This window comes from Sphaerospermopsis reniformis (assembly GCF_005402885.1).
In the GTDB taxonomy this organism is placed as follows: Bacteria; Cyanobacteriota; Cyanobacteriia; order Cyanobacteriales; family Nostocaceae; genus Sphaerospermopsis; species Sphaerospermopsis kisseleviana.
Genome location: NZ_BJCE01000027.1, coordinates 1 through 19,183 on the forward strand (window position 1 = coordinate 1; position 19,183 = coordinate 19,183).

The 19,183-nt window shown below is 38.2% G+C and carries 23 protein-coding genes; 11 read left to right on the top strand and 12 right to left on the bottom strand.

What is annotated here, in order from left to right; translation table 11 throughout:
• Positions 1-228: 228 nt before the first annotated feature.
• The 3 genes from FFR48_RS06070 to petB all read right to left on the bottom strand — a co-directional run bounded on the left by FFR48_RS06070 (position 229) and on the right by petB (position 2,454).
• Positions 229-672 carry an ATP-binding protein gene (locus FFR48_RS06070; RefSeq protein ID WP_096568846.1) on the bottom strand — a complete coding sequence of 148 codons (444 nt, stop codon included), beginning with the start codon at positions 670-672 and terminating at the stop codon, positions 229-231.
• A 393-nt stretch (positions 673-1,065) separates the two neighbouring features.
• On the bottom strand, positions 1,066-1,548 hold the full coding sequence (gene petD, locus FFR48_RS06075) for a cytochrome b6-f complex subunit IV (protein ID WP_096568849.1): 483 nt from the start codon (positions 1,546-1,548) through the stop codon (positions 1,066-1,068).
• 258 nt (positions 1,549-1,806) lie between these two features.
• Positions 1,807-2,454: a cytochrome b6 gene (gene petB, locus FFR48_RS06080; RefSeq protein WP_096568852.1), complete on the bottom strand. Its 648-nt coding sequence runs from the start codon at positions 2,452-2,454 to the stop codon at positions 1,807-1,809.
• Positions 2,455-2,805: 351 nt separating this feature from the next.
• Here petB and ctpA point away from each other — a divergent pair, with 351 nt between their 5' ends.
• Positions 2,806-4,059 carry a carboxyl-terminal processing protease CtpA gene (gene ctpA, locus FFR48_RS06085; protein WP_137666743.1) on the top strand — a complete coding sequence of 418 codons (1,254 nt, stop codon included), beginning with the start codon at positions 2,806-2,808 and terminating at the stop codon, positions 4,057-4,059.
• A gap of 120 nt (positions 4,060-4,179) precedes the next feature.
• Here ctpA and FFR48_RS06090 read toward each other — a convergent pair whose 3' ends face one another.
• Complete coding sequence (locus FFR48_RS06090; RefSeq protein WP_137666723.1) at positions 4,180-4,944, bottom strand: MBL fold metallo-hydrolase; 765 nt, start codon at positions 4,942-4,944, stop codon at positions 4,180-4,182.
• A 155-nt stretch (positions 4,945-5,099) separates the two neighbouring features.
• On the opposite strand from FFR48_RS06090, the gene FFR48_RS06095 reads away from it, so the two are divergent.
• The 3 genes from FFR48_RS06095 to FFR48_RS06105 all read left to right on the top strand — a co-directional run bounded on the left by FFR48_RS06095 (position 5,100) and on the right by FFR48_RS06105 (position 8,181).
• A complete protein-coding gene (locus FFR48_RS06095; protein WP_137666724.1) occupies positions 5,100-6,581 on the top strand; it encodes a site-2 protease family protein in 1,482 nt (493 codons plus the stop codon).
• Positions 6,582-6,866: 285 nt separating this feature from the next.
• On the top strand, positions 6,867-7,250 hold the full coding sequence (locus FFR48_RS06100) for a DUF1636 domain-containing protein (protein ID WP_137666725.1): 384 nt from the start codon (positions 6,867-6,869) through the stop codon (positions 7,248-7,250).
• A gap of 139 nt (positions 7,251-7,389) precedes the next feature.
• Positions 7,390-8,181 carry a cobalt-precorrin-6A reductase gene (locus FFR48_RS06105; RefSeq protein ID WP_201277582.1) on the top strand — a complete coding sequence of 264 codons (792 nt, stop codon included), beginning with the start codon at positions 7,390-7,392 and terminating at the stop codon, positions 8,179-8,181.
• A gap of 165 nt (positions 8,182-8,346) precedes the next feature.
• Here FFR48_RS06105 and FFR48_RS06110 read toward each other — a convergent pair whose 3' ends face one another.
• The 3 genes from FFR48_RS06110 to FFR48_RS06120 form a co-directional block, all read right to left on the bottom strand.
• Positions 8,347-8,907 carry a hypothetical protein gene (locus tag FFR48_RS06110; RefSeq protein WP_137666726.1) on the bottom strand — a complete coding sequence of 187 codons (561 nt, stop codon included), beginning with the start codon at positions 8,905-8,907 and terminating at the stop codon, positions 8,347-8,349.
• Positions 8,908-9,030: 123 nt separating this feature from the next.
• A complete protein-coding gene (locus tag FFR48_RS06115; protein WP_096568870.1) occupies positions 9,031-9,348 on the bottom strand; it encodes a helix-turn-helix domain-containing protein in 318 nt (105 codons plus the stop codon).
• 14 nt (positions 9,349-9,362) lie between these two features.
• Positions 9,363-9,728: a type II toxin-antitoxin system RelE/ParE family toxin gene (locus FFR48_RS06120; protein WP_096568874.1), complete on the bottom strand. Its 366-nt coding sequence runs from the start codon at positions 9,726-9,728 to the stop codon at positions 9,363-9,365.
• Between the two features lie 164 nt (positions 9,729-9,892).
• Between FFR48_RS06120 and FFR48_RS06125 the strand changes: the two genes are divergently transcribed.
• Together FFR48_RS06125 and FFR48_RS06130 are read left to right on the top strand one after the other, a co-directional pair.
• Positions 9,893-10,150, top strand: a complete 258-nt coding sequence (locus tag FFR48_RS06125) for a hypothetical protein (protein WP_096568876.1) — start codon at positions 9,893-9,895, stop codon at positions 10,148-10,150.
• Positions 10,140-10,559 (top strand): type II toxin-antitoxin system VapC family toxin, encoded by a 420-nt coding sequence (locus tag FFR48_RS06130; protein ID WP_137666727.1) that lies wholly within the window; start codon positions 10,140-10,142, stop codon positions 10,557-10,559. The genes FFR48_RS06125 and FFR48_RS06130 overlap by 11 nt, the downstream gene beginning before the upstream one ends.
• Positions 10,560-10,685: 126 nt before the next feature.
• On the opposite strand, the gene FFR48_RS06135 is transcribed toward FFR48_RS06130, so the two are convergent.
• Positions 10,686-10,844 (bottom strand): type II toxin-antitoxin system HicB family antitoxin, encoded by a 159-nt coding sequence (locus FFR48_RS06135; protein ID WP_137666728.1) that lies wholly within the window; start codon positions 10,842-10,844, stop codon positions 10,686-10,688.
• A 293-nt stretch (positions 10,845-11,137) separates the two neighbouring features.
• Here FFR48_RS06135 and FFR48_RS06140 point away from each other — a divergent pair, with 293 nt between their 5' ends.
• Positions 11,138-11,827 (top strand): Abi family protein, encoded by a 690-nt coding sequence (locus tag FFR48_RS06140; protein ID WP_137666729.1) that lies wholly within the window; start codon positions 11,138-11,140, stop codon positions 11,825-11,827.
• A gap of 166 nt (positions 11,828-11,993) precedes the next feature.
• On the opposite strand, the gene FFR48_RS06145 is transcribed toward FFR48_RS06140, so the two are convergent.
• Both FFR48_RS06145 and FFR48_RS28910 read right to left on the bottom strand, forming a co-directional pair.
• The gene (locus tag FFR48_RS06145; protein WP_137666730.1) at positions 11,994-12,416 is read right to left on the bottom strand and encodes a hypothetical protein; all 423 of its coding nucleotides are present in this window, start codon (positions 12,414-12,416) and stop codon (positions 11,994-11,996) included.
• A 33-nt stretch (positions 12,417-12,449) separates the two neighbouring features.
• Positions 12,450-12,596, bottom strand: coding sequence for a hypothetical protein (locus FFR48_RS28910; RefSeq protein WP_193941622.1), 147 nt, complete (start codon positions 12,594-12,596; stop codon positions 12,450-12,452).
• Positions 12,597-12,719: 123 nt separating this feature from the next.
• On the opposite strand from FFR48_RS28910, the gene FFR48_RS06150 reads away from it, so the two are divergent.
• Positions 12,720-13,919, top strand: coding sequence for a Coenzyme F420 hydrogenase/dehydrogenase, beta subunit C-terminal domain (locus FFR48_RS06150; protein WP_137666731.1), 1,200 nt, complete (start codon positions 12,720-12,722; stop codon positions 13,917-13,919).
• A gap of 35 nt (positions 13,920-13,954) precedes the next feature.
• Here the strand turns inward: FFR48_RS06150 and FFR48_RS06155 are convergent, their stop codons facing one another.
• Positions 13,955-14,332 (bottom strand): GxxExxY protein, encoded by a 378-nt coding sequence (locus FFR48_RS06155; protein ID WP_137666732.1) that lies wholly within the window; start codon positions 14,330-14,332, stop codon positions 13,955-13,957.
• A gap of 41 nt (positions 14,333-14,373) precedes the next feature.
• On the bottom strand, positions 14,374-15,603 hold the full coding sequence (locus FFR48_RS06160) for a methionine gamma-lyase family protein (protein WP_137666733.1): 1,230 nt from the start codon (positions 15,601-15,603) through the stop codon (positions 14,374-14,376).
• 86 nt (positions 15,604-15,689) lie between these two features.
• Between FFR48_RS06160 and FFR48_RS06165 the strand changes: the two genes are divergently transcribed.
• From FFR48_RS06165 to FFR48_RS06175, 3 genes are all read left to right on the top strand, one after another.
• Positions 15,690-16,511 (top strand): acyl-CoA desaturase, encoded by an 822-nt coding sequence (locus tag FFR48_RS06165; protein WP_096568895.1) that lies wholly within the window; start codon positions 15,690-15,692, stop codon positions 16,509-16,511.
• Between the two features lie 255 nt (positions 16,512-16,766).
• Positions 16,767-17,840 carry a fatty acid desaturase gene (locus tag FFR48_RS06170; protein WP_137666734.1) on the top strand — a complete coding sequence of 358 codons (1,074 nt, stop codon included), beginning with the start codon at positions 16,767-16,769 and terminating at the stop codon, positions 17,838-17,840.
• 128 nt (positions 17,841-17,968) lie between these two features.
• Positions 17,969-19,048: a DUF3474 domain-containing protein gene (locus FFR48_RS06175; RefSeq protein ID WP_137666735.1), complete on the top strand. Its 1,080-nt coding sequence runs from the start codon at positions 17,969-17,971 to the stop codon at positions 19,046-19,048.
• The last annotated feature ends 135 nt before the right edge of the window (positions 19,049-19,183 follow it).

A 19,183-nucleotide genomic window follows, 5' to 3' on the forward strand; every position in this document is an offset into this window, starting at 1 on the left:
TTTTGAAGGGTATACCGGAAAAAGTGTGCATTTTTTGGGATTTCAAGAGATGGCAAAGAAATTTTCAAATCTCCTCCTGACTCCTGACTCCTATGCCCTCACGGAAAGACTTTCTCAGCAACCCCTAAATAGGGTTTGCTGTATCGAAAACAGATAAAGCTTGGCTAACGCGTAGCGTGCCGTTATTCATAAAAAAATTTATTAACGGAATGGGGCTTTTTTCTTAAATTAATGTTGTGCTTCTATAAGGTATTTAACAATCAACAAACAATTTCTGTTATCAGAATCACGTTTATAAACAACATGATCTGCCACACGCCGAATTAGAAACCATCCATATCCATGATCTTGTAAAGTACCTGGTTTTGGTTCAGGTATCTGATCAGGATTAAAAGGCTTGCCGTAATCCCAAATTCTTATTTCCAGTCTGTCTACCCACAGACTCAATTCAATTTCTATATTTGTTTCTGGCGGTAAAGTCCGATGAGCATGACGAACTGCATTAGTAAAGCCTTCTGCTAATGCTAAATTGAGACGATAGAGTTGGCTTTCTGACCAACCTCTTTGAGCTAAATATTGTAGAGAAAAGTTTTCAAACCATTGTTGCACTTGGTTTTGGAGCTTCAGATCGCTCTTCACCGTCAGATGGTCTTGCTGCACTGTAGTAAGCATTGACCGTGACTAGAATATTAAGTAAGTAAAAAACGTAACTTGTGTTTGTTTTTTGGTGGCTTTAGATTTTGGAATAGCTTTTATGGCAATTAGCAGTTAGCTGTTTCAAAATCTTGTTTGAACCAAGATCCCAGAATTTAAAATATTCCTAGTTACTCTGGCAACTGCTATATTTTTATATTTTACACCCAAAACTAAAAATCCGATCTTCAAAATAGACCTATGAAAATTGACACCTGTGAGTTTTCAAAAGCATATTCACTAGAAGTATGAGTAGCTAATGGGCTGTATATTCCTTGCGGACAGTCTTTAGACTCATAACTTCGGTATATGCTCTTGAAACTCACAGGTGTCACAGCACTTTATGGAAACTAAAAATTAGTGGCAACTAATTTAGAACAGTCCCAAAGTCAGAGATTTGTCTAAGGGTAATGCAGCACCAATACCTAACCAGATGGTGACAAAAGTACCAAACAAGAATACTGTTGTCGCTACTGGACGACGGAAGGGGTTTTGGAACTTGTTAACGCTCTCAATAAAGGGAACGAGGATCAATCCCAAGGGTACGGAAGCCATTGCCAATACTCCCAACAGTTTGTTAGGTAGTGAGCGAAGAATCTGGAACACTGGGAACAGATACCACTCTGGCAAAATTTCCAAAGGTGTAGCAAAAGGATTTGCTGGTTCACCCACCATTGCTGGATCTAGTATAGCTAGAGCCACAATACAAGCGAATGAACCCATGATTACGATGGGGAATACATAGAGCAGGTCGTTAGGCCAAGCTGGTTCACCATAGTAGTTATGACCCATACCTTTGGCGAGTTTAGCTCTTAAAGCTGGATCGTTTAGATTTGGTGGTTTATGTGTGGACATTTTTAGATCTGGTCTCCTGCTTAAGTGAAGTTAAAGCATTCGTGTAAGCTATTAGCTATTTAGGCAAGCCACAAATTTATTATGACACTGGATTCAGCTTTGCCAGTTGAAGCAAGTGTTCATTGTGTTTACAGCTTACGGTTTCAGCAAATAGTGCTTGTTTTTATTCTGAGGCTATGTGCCTTCAGTTTAAAACAAACAACTTGCATCTGGAAACTGTTTTACCTATTCACTGAATCACTACTGACTAACTTTTGATTACAATGGTCCAGAAATACCTTGTTTGCGGATCATTAAGAAGTGGAAAAGCATGAATACCGCAATTAACCAAGGTAATACGAATGTGTGGGCGCTATAGTAGCGGGTTAATGTTGCTTGACCGACGCTAGAACCACCACGTAGTAAGTCAGAAATCAAAACACCAACTACGGGGATTGCTTCTGGTACACCACTAACGATTTTCACCGCCCAGTAACCAACTTGGTCCCAAGGTAAGGAGTAACCAGTTACACCAAAGGAAACTGTGATTACTGCCAGGATGACACCACTTACCCAAGTTAATTCGCGGGGTTTTTTGAAACCACCAGTCAAATAAACGCGGAAAACGTGGAGAATCATCATTAATACCATCATGCTGGCTGACCAGCGGTGAATGGAGCGAATTAGCCAACCAAAGTTGACTTCATTCATGATGTACTGCACTGAAGAAAATGCTTCTGCGACTGTGGGCTTGTAGTAGAATGTCATCGCAAATCCAGTGGCAAACTGAATCAGGAAGCAAACTAGGGTAATTCCACCCAAGCAGTAAAAGATATTAACGTGGGGAGGTACGTACTTGCTGGTTACATCTTCAGCAATAGCTTGAAGTTCTAAACGTTCTTCAAACCAATCATAAACGCTGGCCATACAATCTCAAGTTCCTACAAATTGCTTGTGGTTGATAAATATCCCAAGATTAATTTTGTTTGGGATGTTCGCAAAGAGAATCTTTGTTACAGAATTATTAAGTTTTTCAGAAACTTAACATTCTGTAAATATGGAATATATTGCGATCCCTTGGCAAGCCAACGTGAAAAATGTTGGTTACAAAGAGATTTTATCGTTTTTGAGGTGGATTTGCTTCTCCAGAGTTGCTTAACAACTTGATGAGAAAATGCACCTCTTCTATAAAAAAAGTAACATAATTTAGAGATATATTTCATCAGCAACGTCCCAAATGGAGATTGATACGTGATTTGGGTAAAGATACAAGGTAAGATGGGCTTCATGAATAAACAGGTTTTTCGGTGCGGATTTTCCTTGCTTTTAGCTTTTGGATTGGCTTTTGGCTTGACTTTTGGCTCAATTCCACCAGCAAATGCTTTAACTCAACAGCAAAAGTTAGTTTCTGAAGTTTGGCGAATTGTCAACCGATCTTATTTGGATGAAACATTTAATCATCAAAATTGGACAGAGGTACGACAAAAAGCTTTTAAGAGTCCGCTGGGAAATGACCAAGAAGCATACAAAGTAATTCAGAATATGCTTAAAAGCCTGGATGACCCTTTTACCAGGTTTCTAGACCCAGAGCAGTACCGCAGTTTACAGGTGAATACTTCTGGAGAATTGACAGGTGTGGGTTTACAAATTGCCCTCAATCCCCAGACAGGTATTTTAGAGGTAATTACACCTATAGAGGGGTCGCCGGCAGAAAAAGCAGGTTTAAGACCACGCGATCGCATTTTGCAGATTGAAGGAACATCCACAGCAAATCTGACTCTGGATGAAGCTGCGGCGCGGATGCGCGGACAGGCTGGTACTGTTGTTACTCTCTTAATTGGTAGAGAGGGAGAAGCGGATAAAGAAATTATACTGGTGCGCGATCGCATTGAACTGAATCCTGTAGTAGCTGATGTGCGTTTATCCCCCCAAGGAACACCCATTGGCTATATCCGCCTCACTCAATTTAATGCTAATGCACCAATGGAATTAGCACACGCTATTCATATTCTAAAACAAAAAAGCGCAGCAGCCTATATTCTAGATTTGCGAAATAATCCGGGGGGACTATTACAAGCGGGAATTGAAGTTGCTCGTCAGTGGTTAGATGAAGGCACAATAGTTTATACTGTCAATCGCCAAGGCATTCAAGGGGATTTTGAAGCTTATGGTCAGGCTTTGACAGAAGCTCCTTTAGTTATTTTGGTCAATCAAGGAACTGCAAGCGCGAGTGAAATTTTAGCTGGTGCTTTACAAGACAATGGACGCGCCCAGTTAGTAGGTGAAACTACTTTTGGCAAAGGACTGATTCAGTCGTTATTTGAATTATCCGATGGTTCTGGTTTAGCAGTAACAATTGCTAAATATGAAACACCAAACCACCGAGATATTAACAAATTAGGTATTAAGCCGGACATAGTAATTCCCCAAGAACCAATCTCAGGGGAGCAAATTGGCACAGCAGAAGATAGACAATATCAAGCTGCTATGGAACTGTTGAGCAAAGATTTGCTAGTAGTGGGTGATTGGTGATTGGGGATTGGGGATTGGGGACTGGTGACTGGTGACTGGGGAGAATCAAGTCAAAAGTCAAAAGTCAAAAACTCTGTTCCCTGTTCCCTGTTCCCTGTTCCCTGTTCCCTTCTTTCCCAATTACCAGTCCCCATTCCCTAATCTCTGATAAGCTTGGTCAATGATGCGTTTGCCACGGAGGAAGCCAATATTAGCGCCGGGGCAAATGTATTGTAGAGTTTCTGGTGAAAAGCGATCGCGCAATGCTTGAACACTTTTAAGTTGTCTAGGCCAATGAAAAGTTTTAGGTGTACGTAATGGCACAGGTTCACCTTGCAAGTTAGAGATTAAATGCCGTCCTGAAAATAAAACTCCTCCAAATTCACGATAATATAGACATGAAGAGCCTGGAGAATGGCCAGGTGTCCAGATAATTTGTGTGGTGTCATCAAGAGTCAATTCTTGAGAAAAGGTAGTAACAGTTAAACCAGGTAACAAATAAGCTTCTTGTTCTTGAATGATAATCTCACAATTAAGAGCTTGTTGAATTTCTGCTACTTTGGCAATAGCACCACGATGAGTAATAAACAACGAACGCACACCACCGTGTTTAAGCGGATTCCCACCCAAGTCTTGCCCAAAATCATCCCCAAAATCATGGTTAATTTGCTCCAGGGCTGGGCAGTCAATGAGAATATTACCTTCATTTCTTACAATAAGATAAGAAGTTCCCCCCAATGTGTCCCGATTTGGTGGAAAGGCAAGAATTTTGTTTATACCCAAGTCGGGAGATACTGAACCTGTTGCCATGGAAGAAGAGAGAATTTCTCCTTGGGGCATTTGTCCAGAAAGTATAATTTGTGGGGGCTTAATTTTATGACTTGGTTGTTGAGTTGAGGAAAACATAAATAAAATAACCGATAAAACAGCGATCAATAACCGAATAAATAGAGTTTTTACCTAAGTTCTATATTTAACAATCTACAGGTTTATCAAACATTCTACCTCCTGCCTCCTTAAACTCCTTGAACTCCTTGAACTCCTTGAACTCCTGAAATAAAATGGCATTTTGGTTTTTACTTTTACTGGGACTAGCTACTTATCTGATAGTGCAACGCAGCGTTGCTCATATCACCCGCACCCCAGTGTGGTTGTTGTGGCTAGTATTAATGACACCAGCAATTATCCTCACTGGTTGGACGCTGATCTATGGTACACAACAATCACCCCCACCAGAATTGATTATTTGGCCGTTGCTTATCAGTTTGCTGTTATACTGGATATTATTTCTGTCGGGGCATCGAGTCCCAGAAAATACCCGGACTGACCCCCAAGCAACAGGAACACAACCAGCAAATAATCCTACCGCAGAACCGTTACCAGTGCGTCCTATTGAACCAACAGAAGAAACTAATCTGCGAAATTGTTTCCCTTGGTCTGTATACTACATTCAAAATATTGAGTATAGACCCCAAGCGGTGATTTGTCGTGGACAGTTGCGAACTGCACCGCAGCAAGCTTATCAGCAAATTAAAACAAATATCGAAGGCCAATTTGGCGATCGCTTTCTGTTAATCTTCCAAGAAGGGATAGATGGTAAACCGTTCTTTGTTCTAGTTCCCAATACTCAAGCTGCTAGACAAAATACAAAAAACCGCAATTTAGAAAATTTTACTCAAGCAGTAACAGCACTAGGATTGTTGTTAATGACTTTAGTTACAACGACCTTAATAGGTTCGCAAATTGCAGGAGTTGAACCAACACAAATCAAAACTGACTTCTCGCTCATTTTCAATGGTTTACCCTATGCTTTAGGATTAATCACTATTTTGGGTATCCACGAACTTGGTCACTATTTTACAGCGCGATTTCATAAAATTCGCTCAACTCTGCCTTATTTTATTCCTGTACCATTTTTCCTGGGAACTTTTGGTGCATTTATTCAAATGCGAAGTCCCATTCCTAACCGCAAAGCTTTATTTGATGTGAGTATCGCAGGACCAATTGCCGGTTTTCTTGCTACTTTACCTTTACTGCTTTGGGGTTTAGCTAATTCAGAAGTAGTACCCATCAGCGAAAAAACAGGACTTTTAAATCCCAATGCTTTAAATCCCAAATATTCAATTTTATTAGCTTTACTTTCAAAAATAGCCTTGGGTAGTGAATTAACAACCAAATCTGCTTTAGATTTGCATCCTGTAGCAGTTGCTGGATTTTTAGGTTTAATTGTCACAGCATTAAATTTAATGCCCGTAGGACAATTAGATGGTGGTCATATTGTTCATGCTATGTTTGGACAACGTACCGCAGTTGTAATTGGTCAAATTTCTCGGTTGTTTTTACTAATTCTTTCTTTTATCCGTCAAGAATTTTTGTTGTGGGCAATTCTGTTACTATTTATTCCCTTGGTTGACGAACCCGCATTAAATGATGTGACAGAATTAGACAACAAACGTGATGTTTTAGGTTTACTAGCAATAGCTTTATTATTGTTAATTGTACTGCCACTTCCTGAAGCTTTGGCTCGTGTTTTGCAGATTTAAAAATAGGTGAACAATGGACAATTGATAATTGACAATTGATAATTGATAATTGACAATTAATTTGGGTTAAAACCTCTCTTTTGAGGAAGAGATAACTTTCTATTATCCATTGTTCATTGTCAATTGTTGAAGCTAAGCTGTTACGCAGCTAAATTCTATAATCCTAATATTCTTAGCTCTTGTGGAACAGGCATCTTGCCTGTTAAACTTATGCAAATTAAATGCACAACAGCTTACCACTAATTGCAATATAATTAGAAATTGTGTGAATCTGCGAGGATAAGAATGACTGCTGATGTAACTGCTCATACTTTATTTGTGTGTAAAACCTGCGCTAGTGTTTGGCAAGATGGTAAGCGTGTCGGTGAAAGTGGTGGTCAAAAACTATTACAAGAAATTCAACAAGTCGCGCAAAATTGGCATTTACGGGATGAGTTCCCTATCAAAGAAGTTGATTGTATGAGTGCTTGTAGTCGTTCTTGTGTAGTCGCTTTTGCCGGTCAAGGTAAGTTAACTTATTTATTCGGTGATTTGCCAGTTGATGGTTGCGCGGAAGCAGTGTTGGAATGTGCAAGTAAATATTACAATCATCCTAATGGTGTTTTACCTTGGTCAGAACGTCCTGAACCTTTGAAAAAGGGAATTTTGGCAAGGATTCCCAGTTTATAGGTGACTGGTGACTGGTGACTGGTGACTGATGACAGTGGTAAAAGCTTTCCATTTTCTAAGTTGTGGTTTTGGTTAATGTTCTGGTGGCCTTGTCTACGGTTATCAATCCAAAATCTAAAATCTAAAATCCAAAATTGCTATGTTGCGCGTTTTAATTCTGGGTGGTACTGGTGATGCAGCGGAATTAACCGCGAGAATAAATAATATTACTGAAATTGAGGCGATCGCATCTTTAGCCGGTCGTACCCGTGAACCTGTTGCACCTGTTGGTAATGTTCGCGTTGGCGGTTTTGGTGGTGTAACAGGTTTGGTTGAATATTTAAAACATCAAAAAATAAATGTGTTAATTGATGCAACTCATCCCTTTGCTAATCATATCTCTTGGAATGCGGCCGCAGCAGCTACACAAATGGGTATTCCTAGATTATTAGTAAATCGTCCCCCTTGGGAAAAACAACCGGGTGATATTTGGATTGAGGTAGAAAATAATACAGAAGCAGCAGCAGCTTTAGAAAACCAAGCTTTAAAAAATCAAGCTTTAGAACATCAACTTTTCAAACATCAAATAAAACGGGTTTTTTTAACCATTGGTAGACAAGAAATATCTGCTTTTTCTCATTTACAAAAAATGTGGTTTTTAATGCGAATGATAGATCCACCTGTTGCTGATGTTGTAATACCTCCTGGTTTAATGTTATTGGATAGGGGACCTTTTACTTTAGAAGATGAAAGGGAAATTTTAACTAAATATAATATAGATACTATTGTGAGTAAAAATAGCGGTGGAAATGCCACATATCCTAAAATTATTGCAGCGCGAGAAATGGGAATAAAAGTAGTGATGGTGAAACGTCCACCTGTACCACCAGGGGAACAAGTTTCAGATGTGGAAAGTGCTGTAAAATGGTTATTGGAGAAAGTGGGAACTTGAGAAATTTCTGTTGCTATGATAATCAAAATTGATTCTAGAGAGTCGATTCAGTAGGGGCGAAGCATTCGGGTGATAACCTATTGCTGAAACCATTAATATTCTGTCCGAATGCTTCGCCCTTACAATTAATTAATCGGTGTTCTAGTCTTCATAAACCCCAAAAAATCAAGGAGTTGTAGATACTGAAACTATTCTATTGACTTGATTTCGGGAATTTAAAATCAAGTAAGTTTCTTGTAAATAAAATGTTTCTCCACCATCCTGGAAGGGATTACTATACAAAACAGTTCTACCTTTTAACCTTTCTGTTTTTGGGAAAGATTTACCATCATTAAAAGATTGTTTGGCAATATTTACAGCTTGTTGTGAACTGATACCAGAATTAAACTTAATATCCGTGAAAAAAGCTTCAGAACCCTGAACTTTGAGAGAAATTGTTCCATTTTGAAATTTATATGATTTACCCACAGAACAGAAACCCTTACCAGTCAATCTTTGACAGATATTATTCCATTTTGGTAATTGATTAATTAGTCTTTGTGTAATTTGAGAGTTACGAAATCTATTATCAGTTGGAAGTTGACGACAATCTCCTGTACATTTGAGAAGATTATCAACATTAACAGTTGCTGGTTGTGCGTTAACTGCTGGGGTGTGGATAGACGTGGATAGAGTGAGAGTAGCAGTTAATAAAAAGCTGAGATGTGGAATTAGTTTAATTTTCATAATTTTGATTAAGAAACAGCATATTGATCAAGTGAAGTATCACAGATAATAATCACAATCTACCAATATTCTGTAAATTTTTGATATCTTGTTAAAAATCACTTAATCTACAATTATTAGAATTTATTGTACTATTATTCGTGCATTATTGCCAGCTTTAGGTTTAACTGTAATTTCCACATCACTACCAAAAGCGTTGAGAAATCTAAACATTCTTTCTAAAGAAAATCCTGTCAGTTTTCCTCTGATTAAAGCAGAAACTTTTGGTTGATCAATTCCTAATAGTTCCGCAGCTTCCATTTGAGTTAGTCCACGTGCGGTAATAGCTTGACTAATTTTTCGAGCTAGTTCTGCTTTTGCTAACATTTCATCAGCATTTGGTAAACCTAAATCAGCAAATACATTACCACTGCTAGTTTGAATTTCGATATTTTCTGACATAATTCTCCTGGGTTTTATTGGTTTATTTGATCATGGTGTTCTTTAGCTTTTTTCAGTCTTGCTTCAATCAAATCAATATCTTGTTTTGGTGTAGCAATACCATGTTTTGATTTTTTCTGAAAAACATGAAGAACATAAACTGCTTTTGCTAATTTCACAGTATATATAGCTCTATAGGTATCTCCATCAAAATCTTCTACAACTTCTAATACACTTGCTCCTTTAAATCCTTTTAAGGGTTTAGTATGAGGATGTTTTTCACCCATTTGGGCTAAATATAACGCATATCCTATTTCTCCTTGTACCTCTTCAGGAAACTTTTTGAGGTCTTCTAGAGAACTTCCTACCCATTGCAGTGGTTTTATCGGTTCTGTTTGCAATTGTCTGACTTATATCCTGGTTATGCTAAATATAGCATATTTTTTGAACCAGCGATCATTCTGAGAATTAATGATCAGGCGGTTTTGTGCGATAATGGAAAGTGTACTTTAATCATAAAGATTCTTCTAAGTGTAAATTTAAAATGGAGGTCAAGTAAAATATTATGAGTAAAACATTAACAATTCAGATATCAGATGAGTTAGAAAAAAAGTTATTAATTCAATCTAAAAAACTCAATTTATCTTTAGAGGAATTAATTTTACAATCACTAGCTAAATCAACAAAAATGATAGATAGTGATGAAAATGATCCTATTTTACCTTTGTTGGGTACATTAAGATTTGAAAATTCTGATCTTGGAGAAAATCATGATCAATATCTCAGAGAAAATTTACAACAGGAGTTAAAAATTGACCAATAAAGTTTTTATAGATACTTCAGGGTGGGCTAATTTATTTGTTGCTACTGAGTCTTACCATGAAACAGCAAAATTGTGGTTTCAAGAAGCAAGAAAACAAAATTTACAAATGATCACAACTAATTATGTCGTTATTGAATTAGTTGCATTATTGAATAGTCCTTTGCGTGTACCGCGTTCACAGTTATTTCAGTATATAGATGCTGTGAGGACTGCTTCTTATATTAACTTAATTCATATTGATATATCTATTGATGTAGCAGCTTGGGACTTACTGAAAACAAGGGAGGATAAAACTTGGTCATTGGTAGATAGTACATCTTTTATAGTGATGAAACAATTTGATATTCAAGAAGCATTAACTACAGATCATCATTTTGAACAAGCTGGTTATATTCGGTTATTGAAATAATAGTTATAAGTTAATTTTTTCTGTATTAAGCTGTTACACAGCTAAATTGTATAATCCTAATATTCTGAACTCTTGTTTAACAGGCAAGATGCCTGTTCCACTTATACAAATTAAATGCACAACAGCTTAATAAACTTCTAAACACAGTTCTATTGCTTCTTTAATACGTTCCATTAGTTCATCTAAAGATTTTGCTTGGGTGTGACAACCAGGAATACTAGGAACAGATGCGACAAAGTAACCATCAGCATCTCGTTCAATAATTACATTAAATTCTCTACTCATACGCATTTAAAAAACGCAACAGATAGAATTTTCAAATTTTAATATCTAAGTGAAATATTCAGTAATTTAACTAAGTAATGGCAGATTGTTGTATATTTTATATGATGCGCTTTAGTAAATAAAAGATTTTCATTTATTTACCAAAGACAAACCCCCTAAAAATATAACATTTAGGGGGATGTCATTGAAAATTAATTAATTTCTTTACGCCAGGGTCGTAACTCGGTCAAACGAGACATAGGACGGTCTGGAGTCCACATCATTAAATATAACAAAAATTATAATATTTGTCAATGCCTGAACCTAAACTAACAGAGGATGACCTAAAAGATATTCTACTGGCTTTTTCAGAAGCTCGCATGAAGCCATATCTCAATGTTACCAATAACAAATATAGCGATGCGATCAGAATATATGAAATCAATACTAAACTTTGTGAGGCACTGTATCCCAGTTTACATACCTTAGAAATTAGCCTTCGTAACAAAATAAATACTGTATTATCAGTCAAATATGATCATGATTGGTTTATTAACGGAAAGCTTCAGTTAGAAAAATATGAACAAGAGACAATTAATACTGCTTTAAAGAAGTGCAATAATAATTTAAATAACTTAGTTCCTGAACTAAATTTTGGATTTTGGAACAGCTTAATCCAAAAGGGATTTTATCAAAATACAATATGGAATCCTTGTAGCAAACAAATCTTTAAATATGCTCAAAAATCTGATCTAAAAATAGTTAATATACAATTAAAAATCAAAAAAATACTTAAATTACGTAATCGAACTTTCCACCACGAACCTATTTGGAATTACCGAAATATTGACATTGTGCATAGTGACATTCATTTCTTTATTAATTTGATTAATCCAAAAGTTGGTAATTGGTTAAGAAAATATGATCGCTTTCCAGAAATATATGAAGTTACATCAAAGCAGCTTGATCTAATAACAGTTTATCCCAATAAAATATTTTCATAAGAGAGTTTTAGGGTGAAAATAGAAGATGTGTATTAACAGCAAAAAACCCTCGATAAATGAACCGAAGGCTGATTAGTTTTATGTTTATAAGTCTTCTATGAAATAATCAGATGACTTAAAAAAATCGATGTTTCTAATATTGTACAAACTACAGAAAAATAAACTGCTAATTTGCATTTTGACTGTGATTATCGTTGAAACTGTGTACTACCTGAGAAACAACGTATCCACCTGCTGCTCCTATTGCTACTGTTGCTGCTACAGGAACTAGAACTGGTGCTGATACAACAGTTGTAGCAGCAGTCCCTAATGTAGCTAAAGCCGCTACAGCTGTTTGTCCAATAGCAGCCCCAGTAGCAACTAAACTTGTTGTATTAGTAGTGAGAGCAATAATTGTTACTGCGCTACCAGAAACCATTCCGGTTACAAATGAAAAGATATTACCGCAGTCTGAGGTACATTCGATTTTCACTACATTATTATCTGCACTGGCTGTAGATGGAAAAATAGTGATAGTGCTTATTACAATCAACAAAGTAGCCAGGCACACTGATATTAAACGTCTAGCATTTTGGAATATACGCAGCATTTGAATTTCTTGATGTATTAACTTGATTACTAATTAGAGAGTAATTGAATACAAATCATATTGGACTTTATCATGTGCCAGTTTATCAGCTACAACACGCAAAGCCAAAGATTGAACCTTAACTGCCGCTTCCTGTCTCCTGCTTTCATAGGACAAAATACCGTGAATATCAACAAACATCTTCCTCTCCGCGACTCTGCGTTTCTGCGTGAAAAAACCCTCTTGCCCAAATCAAACCACCCACATCACAACCCCTAACGGTATCGTAATAAAAGCGATATTCAAGAAAAATAAACAAAATAAATGACATCCATAGACACCAATAAACACAAAAAAGCCAAAGCCCTCAAACCCGGAAGCGTGCGCCCCGCCAAAGAACTCTGTAGCGAATGCGGACTATGCGACACCTACTATATCCACTACGTCAAAGAAGCGTGCGCCTTCATCACCCAAAGAATAGACGAACTAGAAACCAGCACCCATAACCGCCCCCGCAACCTAGAAGACGAAAACGAACTCTATTTTGGCGTACATCAAGAAATGATAGCCGCCCGCAAAATACAACCCATCGAAGGCGCACAATGGACAGGAATAGTCAGCACCATAGCCATAGAAATGCTCAACCGGGGCTTAGTTGAAGGAGTCGTCTGTGTGCAGAACTCCAAAGAAGACCGCTTTCAACCCATGCCCATCATCGCCCGCACCCCCGAAGAAATACTAGCAGCCAAAGTAAATAAACCTACCCTATCCCCCAACCTCTCCGTATTAGAACAAATCGAAAAATCAGGAATGAAACGCCTATTAGTCATCGGAGTAGGATGTCAAATACAAGCATTACGCGCCGTCGAGAAAAAACTCGGACTAGAAAAACTCTACGTCCTGGGTACACCATGCGTAGATAACGTTACCCGCGCCGGACTGCAAAAATTCTTAGAAACCACCAGCAGATCCCCGGAAACAGTAGTTAGTTACGAATTTATGCAAGACTTCCGGGTACATTTTAAACACGAAGACGGATCAGTAGAAAAAGTACCCTTCTTTGGACTCAAAACCAACGTACTCAAAGACATCTTCGCCCCATCATGTATGAGTTGCTTTGATTACGTCAACTCCTTAGCAGATATAGTAGTAGGATACATGGGCGCACCCTTCAACTGGCAATGGATAGTAGTGAGAAACGATACCGGCAAAGAAATGCTAGAACTCGTCAAAGACCAACTCCACACCCAATCGGTGATGTCCAAAGGAGACAGAAAAGCCGCCGTACAACAAGGAATAGAAGCCTACGATAAAGCCGTCACCTTACCCATGTGGGTAGCCAAATTAATGGGAGTCGTCATAGACAAAATCGGACCACAAGGATTGGAATATGGGAAATTTTCAATGGATTCCCACTTTACAAGAAACTACTTGTATGTTAAACGGAATCATCCAGAGAAATTAGAAGATCATGTACCGGAGTTTGCGAAGCGAATCGTAGCGCAGTATAAATTACCGGAATAAAAGCTCACGTAGAGGCGCAGAGACGCAGAGAGTTTTTAGAGGTTGTTGACTACTCGTGATATACCATCTTTGATGAGTTTGACGTTGAAGTTTATGATTAGTCCAACTTTTTTATCAGCAAGGCGTAAATAGGTTAATAGTTGCTTGTGGTGTACAGGATTGAGATTTTCTACTGATTTTAGTTCGACAATCACCTTGTCTTCAACTATCAAATCAGCACGGAAACCCTCCTCCAAAACTACACCCTCATAAGTGATAGGAATAACTACCTGTCTTCTGACTTGCAACTTTCGCCGTCTCAACTCAACATCCATCACAATCTCATAAACAGAATCCAACAAACCAGGTCCCAAAGTTGTGTGAACCTTATAAGCCACATTAACAATAACTCCCGTAATCTCATTCTCAATCATACTCTCTGCGCCTCTGCGTCTCTGCGTGAGTAAAAATTATCTCATGCTTCTCCCACAGCTTCAATAGCTGCCTGTAACGCAATAGATACATGAGTCCAATGTGTACCACCTTGGCAATAAACAATATAAGGCTCTCTCAAAGGTCCATCGGCTGATAATTCCAAGGTGCTACCTTCTATAAATGTCCCCCCAGCCATCACAACTTGGCTTTCGTATCCCGGCATTTCATCAGGTACGGGGTCTAAATAAGAACCAATGGGCGAATTTTGTTGAATAGCTTTACAAAAAGCAATCAGTTTTTTGGCTGAACCGAGTTTAATCGCTTGGATCACATCCCCTCTTGGTGCTAGGGGTGCGGGGTTTACAGGATAACCCAACTTATCAAATACGTACCCTGTTAGGTACGTTCCTTTCATTGCTTCCCCGACTATTTGGGGTGCTAAAAATAATCCTTGGTATAACAAGCGGTTTTGATCAAAGGTTGCACCTCCCGCACTACCTATTCCTGGGGCGGTAAGTCTACAGGCGGCTGCTTCTACTAGGTCAGCTTTTCCGGCTATGTATCCCCCTGCTGTAACCAGTGTACCACCTGGATTTTTGATTAATGACCCGGCTATGAGGTCTGCACCTACGTGGGTTGGTTCTTGGGTGTCTATAAATTCTCCGTAGCAGTTGTCTACAAAACAAACTGTGTTGGGGTTTTGTTGTTTGACGATGTGAATTATTTTTTCAATCTCGGCTATGGAAAGGCTAGACCGCCATGAGTATCCACAGGAACGCTGAATGAGAACTAAACGAGTATTTTCTGTTATGGCAGTGTTTAAAGCTGGCCAATCTATTTTTCCTTCTTTGGTTAGTTCCAATTGGCGGTATTTTATGCCAAACTCAATAAGAGAACCTTGGTTTTGCCCACGCAAGCCAATTACCTCTTCCAAAGTATCGTAGGGAGAACCGACTACTGCTAACATTTCATCCCCAGGACGAAGCACACCATACAGCGCACAGGCGATCGCGTGAGTTCCTGAAACAATCTGCACTCGCACCACCGCAGCTTCTGCTCCCATGACCTCAGCAAAAACCTGATCTAAAGTATCTCTTCCTAAGTCATCATGTCCATAACCACTGACACCTGCAAAATGGTGCGCCCCTACACGATGATTCCGAAAGGCATTCAGAACTCTTTGAAGATTATGCTTGACCTGAGCGTCAATTCCAGAAAAAATCTCTATTAGTGCCTGTTCTGCTTCCCGCAGATGCTCTAAGCTGTTCATTGTTTCCTCATTAAAAAAAATAATCTAAATATGCGGATTTCTAAATCACGCAGATTAGGCTGGACAATTCCTATAAAGGTTACTGCATGACAATTGCTACTTCCACTAAACTTAAAATTAACTGGGTTAATACCCTGTTCTTCATTGGCCTGCACATCGGCGCTTTATTTGCTTTAATTCCCAGTAACTTTAGCTGGAGAGCAGTTGGTGTTGCATTATTCCTCTACTGGGTTAGCGGTGGTTTAGGTGTGACTCTGGGTTTTCACCGTCTTGTTACCCATCGCAGTTTTCAAACTCCTAAATGGTTGGAGTATTTTTTGGTCTTCTGTGGAACTCTCACCTGTGAAGGTGGACCAATTGAATGGGTGGGTATACACCGAATCCATCATTTGCATTCCGATACAGCTAATGATCCCCATGACTCAAATAAGGGTTTCTGGTGGAGTCATCTTGGTTGGATGATTTATCACTCACCCGCTCATGCTGAAGTTCCTCGCTTCACAAAAGACATTAGTGATGACCCAGTTTATCAGTTTTTACAGAAATATTTCATTTTCTTACAAATTGCCCTGGGATTGGTACTGTTTTTCTTGGGCGGTTGGTCTTTTGTGGTTTGGGGTATTTTTGTCCGCATTGTTTGGGTTTATCACTGCACTTGGCTGGTAAATAGTGCGACTCACAAATTCGGTTATCGCACATATCCAGATTCCGGTGACAATTCTACCAATTGCTGGTGGGTAGCTTTACTGGTATTTGGTGAAGGTTGGCACAATAATCACCATGCTTTTCAATATTCAGCCCGTCACGGTTTGCAATGGTGGGAAATTGATATGACTTGGATGACTATTCAATTACTCCAACTGCTTGGTTTAGCAACAAATATTAAACTGGCAGATAAAAGAGCATAACGCATAATTGATGTTTAAAGTCAATAGTTTTATAGTCGTTTTTTGGGTATGAAACTACTGGCTTTTTGCGTGTAATTACGGAGATTCAAAATAGAAATTATGAATTTTTGAATTTTAATTTTGAATTTTGAATTTTCATCTATCCTAAGTTACTCTTAGGTTGCTATAATCTCAGAAATTCAATGTTACAAAACTTAGCTGTAAACTCATTTTGATTATGACTTTGCAGTCCAGTTTGCTGTTTTTCAGGTATTCATGACTACATCACTAATCAAAGACCAGGAAACTTTCGTCGCCACAAACCTTAGTAAAGACGAAATCAAACTAAAACATATTATCAAAAGTCTACCCAAGGAATGTTTTCAGAAAAATAGCCGCAAAGCGTGGACTACTGTAATTATCAGTTTATCTATGGCAGCGTTAGGCTATTATTTTTTGGCTATTTCTCCCTGGTTTCTTTTACCCATAGCATGGATTTTTACAGGAACGGCTTTAACAGGATTTTTTGTCATAGGTCATGACTGCGGACATCGTTCTTTTGCAAACCGTCGTTGGGTAAATGACCTGGTTGGGCATTTTTTCATGATGTTTTTAATTTACCCTTTTCACAGTTGGAGAATTAAACATAATCATCACCATAAACATACAAATAAATTAGATGAGGATAACGCATGGCATCCCATCAGACCAGAGGTTTTTGCAGGTTGGGATAAAACCAGACAGTCTGCTTTTGAGTTGTTTATCCGCAAGCGTTTTTGGTGGGTAGGTTCTATCGGACATTGGGCAGTTGTGCATTTTGATGCGCGGAAGTTCCAAGCAAAAGATCGGGCTAATGTGAAACTTTCTGTAGGTGTGGTAGTAGCTTTTGCAGCTATTGTTTTTCCCACTTTGATTATTACAACTGGTGTTTGGGGCTTTATTAAATTCTGGTTTATTCCTTGGATGGTTTACCATTTCTGGATGAGTACCTTCACCATTGTTCACCATACAACCGCAGATGTTCCTTTTGAAACCGCTAACAAATGGAACGAAGCGATGGCGCAGTTATTTGGAACTATTCACTGTGATTATCCTCGTTGGGTAGAAATCCTTTGTCACGATATTAACGTTCACGTTCCCCATCATATTTCTACTGCTATTCCCTCCTACAATTTGCGGTTAGCTTACGATAGCATTAAGAAAAATTGGGGTGAATATCTCCATGAAGAATGTAATTTCTCTTGGGATTTAATGAAACAAATTACTAACGAATGTCAACTTTATAAAACTGACATTGGTTATACAACTTTTGATGAATATTACGCCCAGAAAGCTAAATCTCTAGCTTAAATTCAATAATTAACCTCATGATTTAATCAAGCAAAATTTATTAAATCATTTTTCTCAACTTTGCCTGTTTTGGTGGGCATTGCCCACCCTACCTTAATTACTTTTCGTTTTAGAGATTCACAAATCCAGTGCAATTAGAATCAGTTCAATTCAACCAAAATCCTGCTGTTAAATCTTCTCAGGATGAAGATAAACTGCCTTTCACTCTTGCAGATTTAAAAGCTGCTATTCCTGCTGAATGTTTTGAGCCGAGTGTCGCTAAATCACTCTATTATTTTTTCCGTGATGTTGCTATTGTTGCTGGTTTATATGCACTGGCAAATTATCTAGATTCTTGGTATTTCTGGCCAGTTTTCTGGGTGATGCAAGGAACTATGTTTTGGGCTTTGTTTGTAGTAGGTCATGACTGTGGACACCAATCTTTTTCTAAGCACAAATGGCTAAATGATTTGGTTGGTCATCTATCCCATACACCTATTCTTGTACCTTATCACGGTTGGAGAATTAGCCACAGAACCCATCACAAAAATACTGGCAGTGTGGAAAATGATGAAAGCTGGTATCCTTTGAGTGAATCTCAATATAAGCAATTACCTTCTCTACAAAAGCTAATTCGCTATTATCTGTTTTTACCTCTAGCTTATCCCATCTATTTATTTCAGCGCACACCAGGTAAAAGTGGTTCACATTTTGACCCCAGAAGTTCCTTGTTTAAACCTTCGGAAAAGTGGGATATTCTCACCAGCACTATCCTTTGGATTGGGATGGTAGGTTTGTTAGGTTTCCTTACCTATCAATGGGGTTGGATGTGGTTAATTAAATACTACGCTGGTCCTTACGTTGTGTTTGTAATTTGGTTGGATTTGGTGACATATTTACACCATACAGAACAAGATTTACCTTGGTATCGTGGTGATAATTGGACTTTTTTAAAGGGTGCAATTTCTACCATTGATAGAGATTATGGCATTTTTAACCATATCCATCATGATATCGGTACTCATGTTGCCCATCATATCTTTTTGAATATGCCTCACTACAATTTGTTGAAGGCAACGGAAGCAATTAAACCTGTGATGGGTGACTATTACTATAAGTCTGATGTTCCTATCTGGAAAGCTTTGTTACATTCTGCTAAGGTTTGTCGTTTTATTCCTGATGAGGGTGGTAAGGTTTATCACACTTATTATCAAGAGAATGCGAAGTAATTTTTAGGTTTTTGATGTTTATTAAGTCCGCCGAGTGCGGGCTTTTTTGTCTGAATCAGGATTTATAGGATTTAAGGATTTTCAGGATTTTGGTTATTGTTTTAATTTTCGATATTTGTTATAGATAGTATTTGA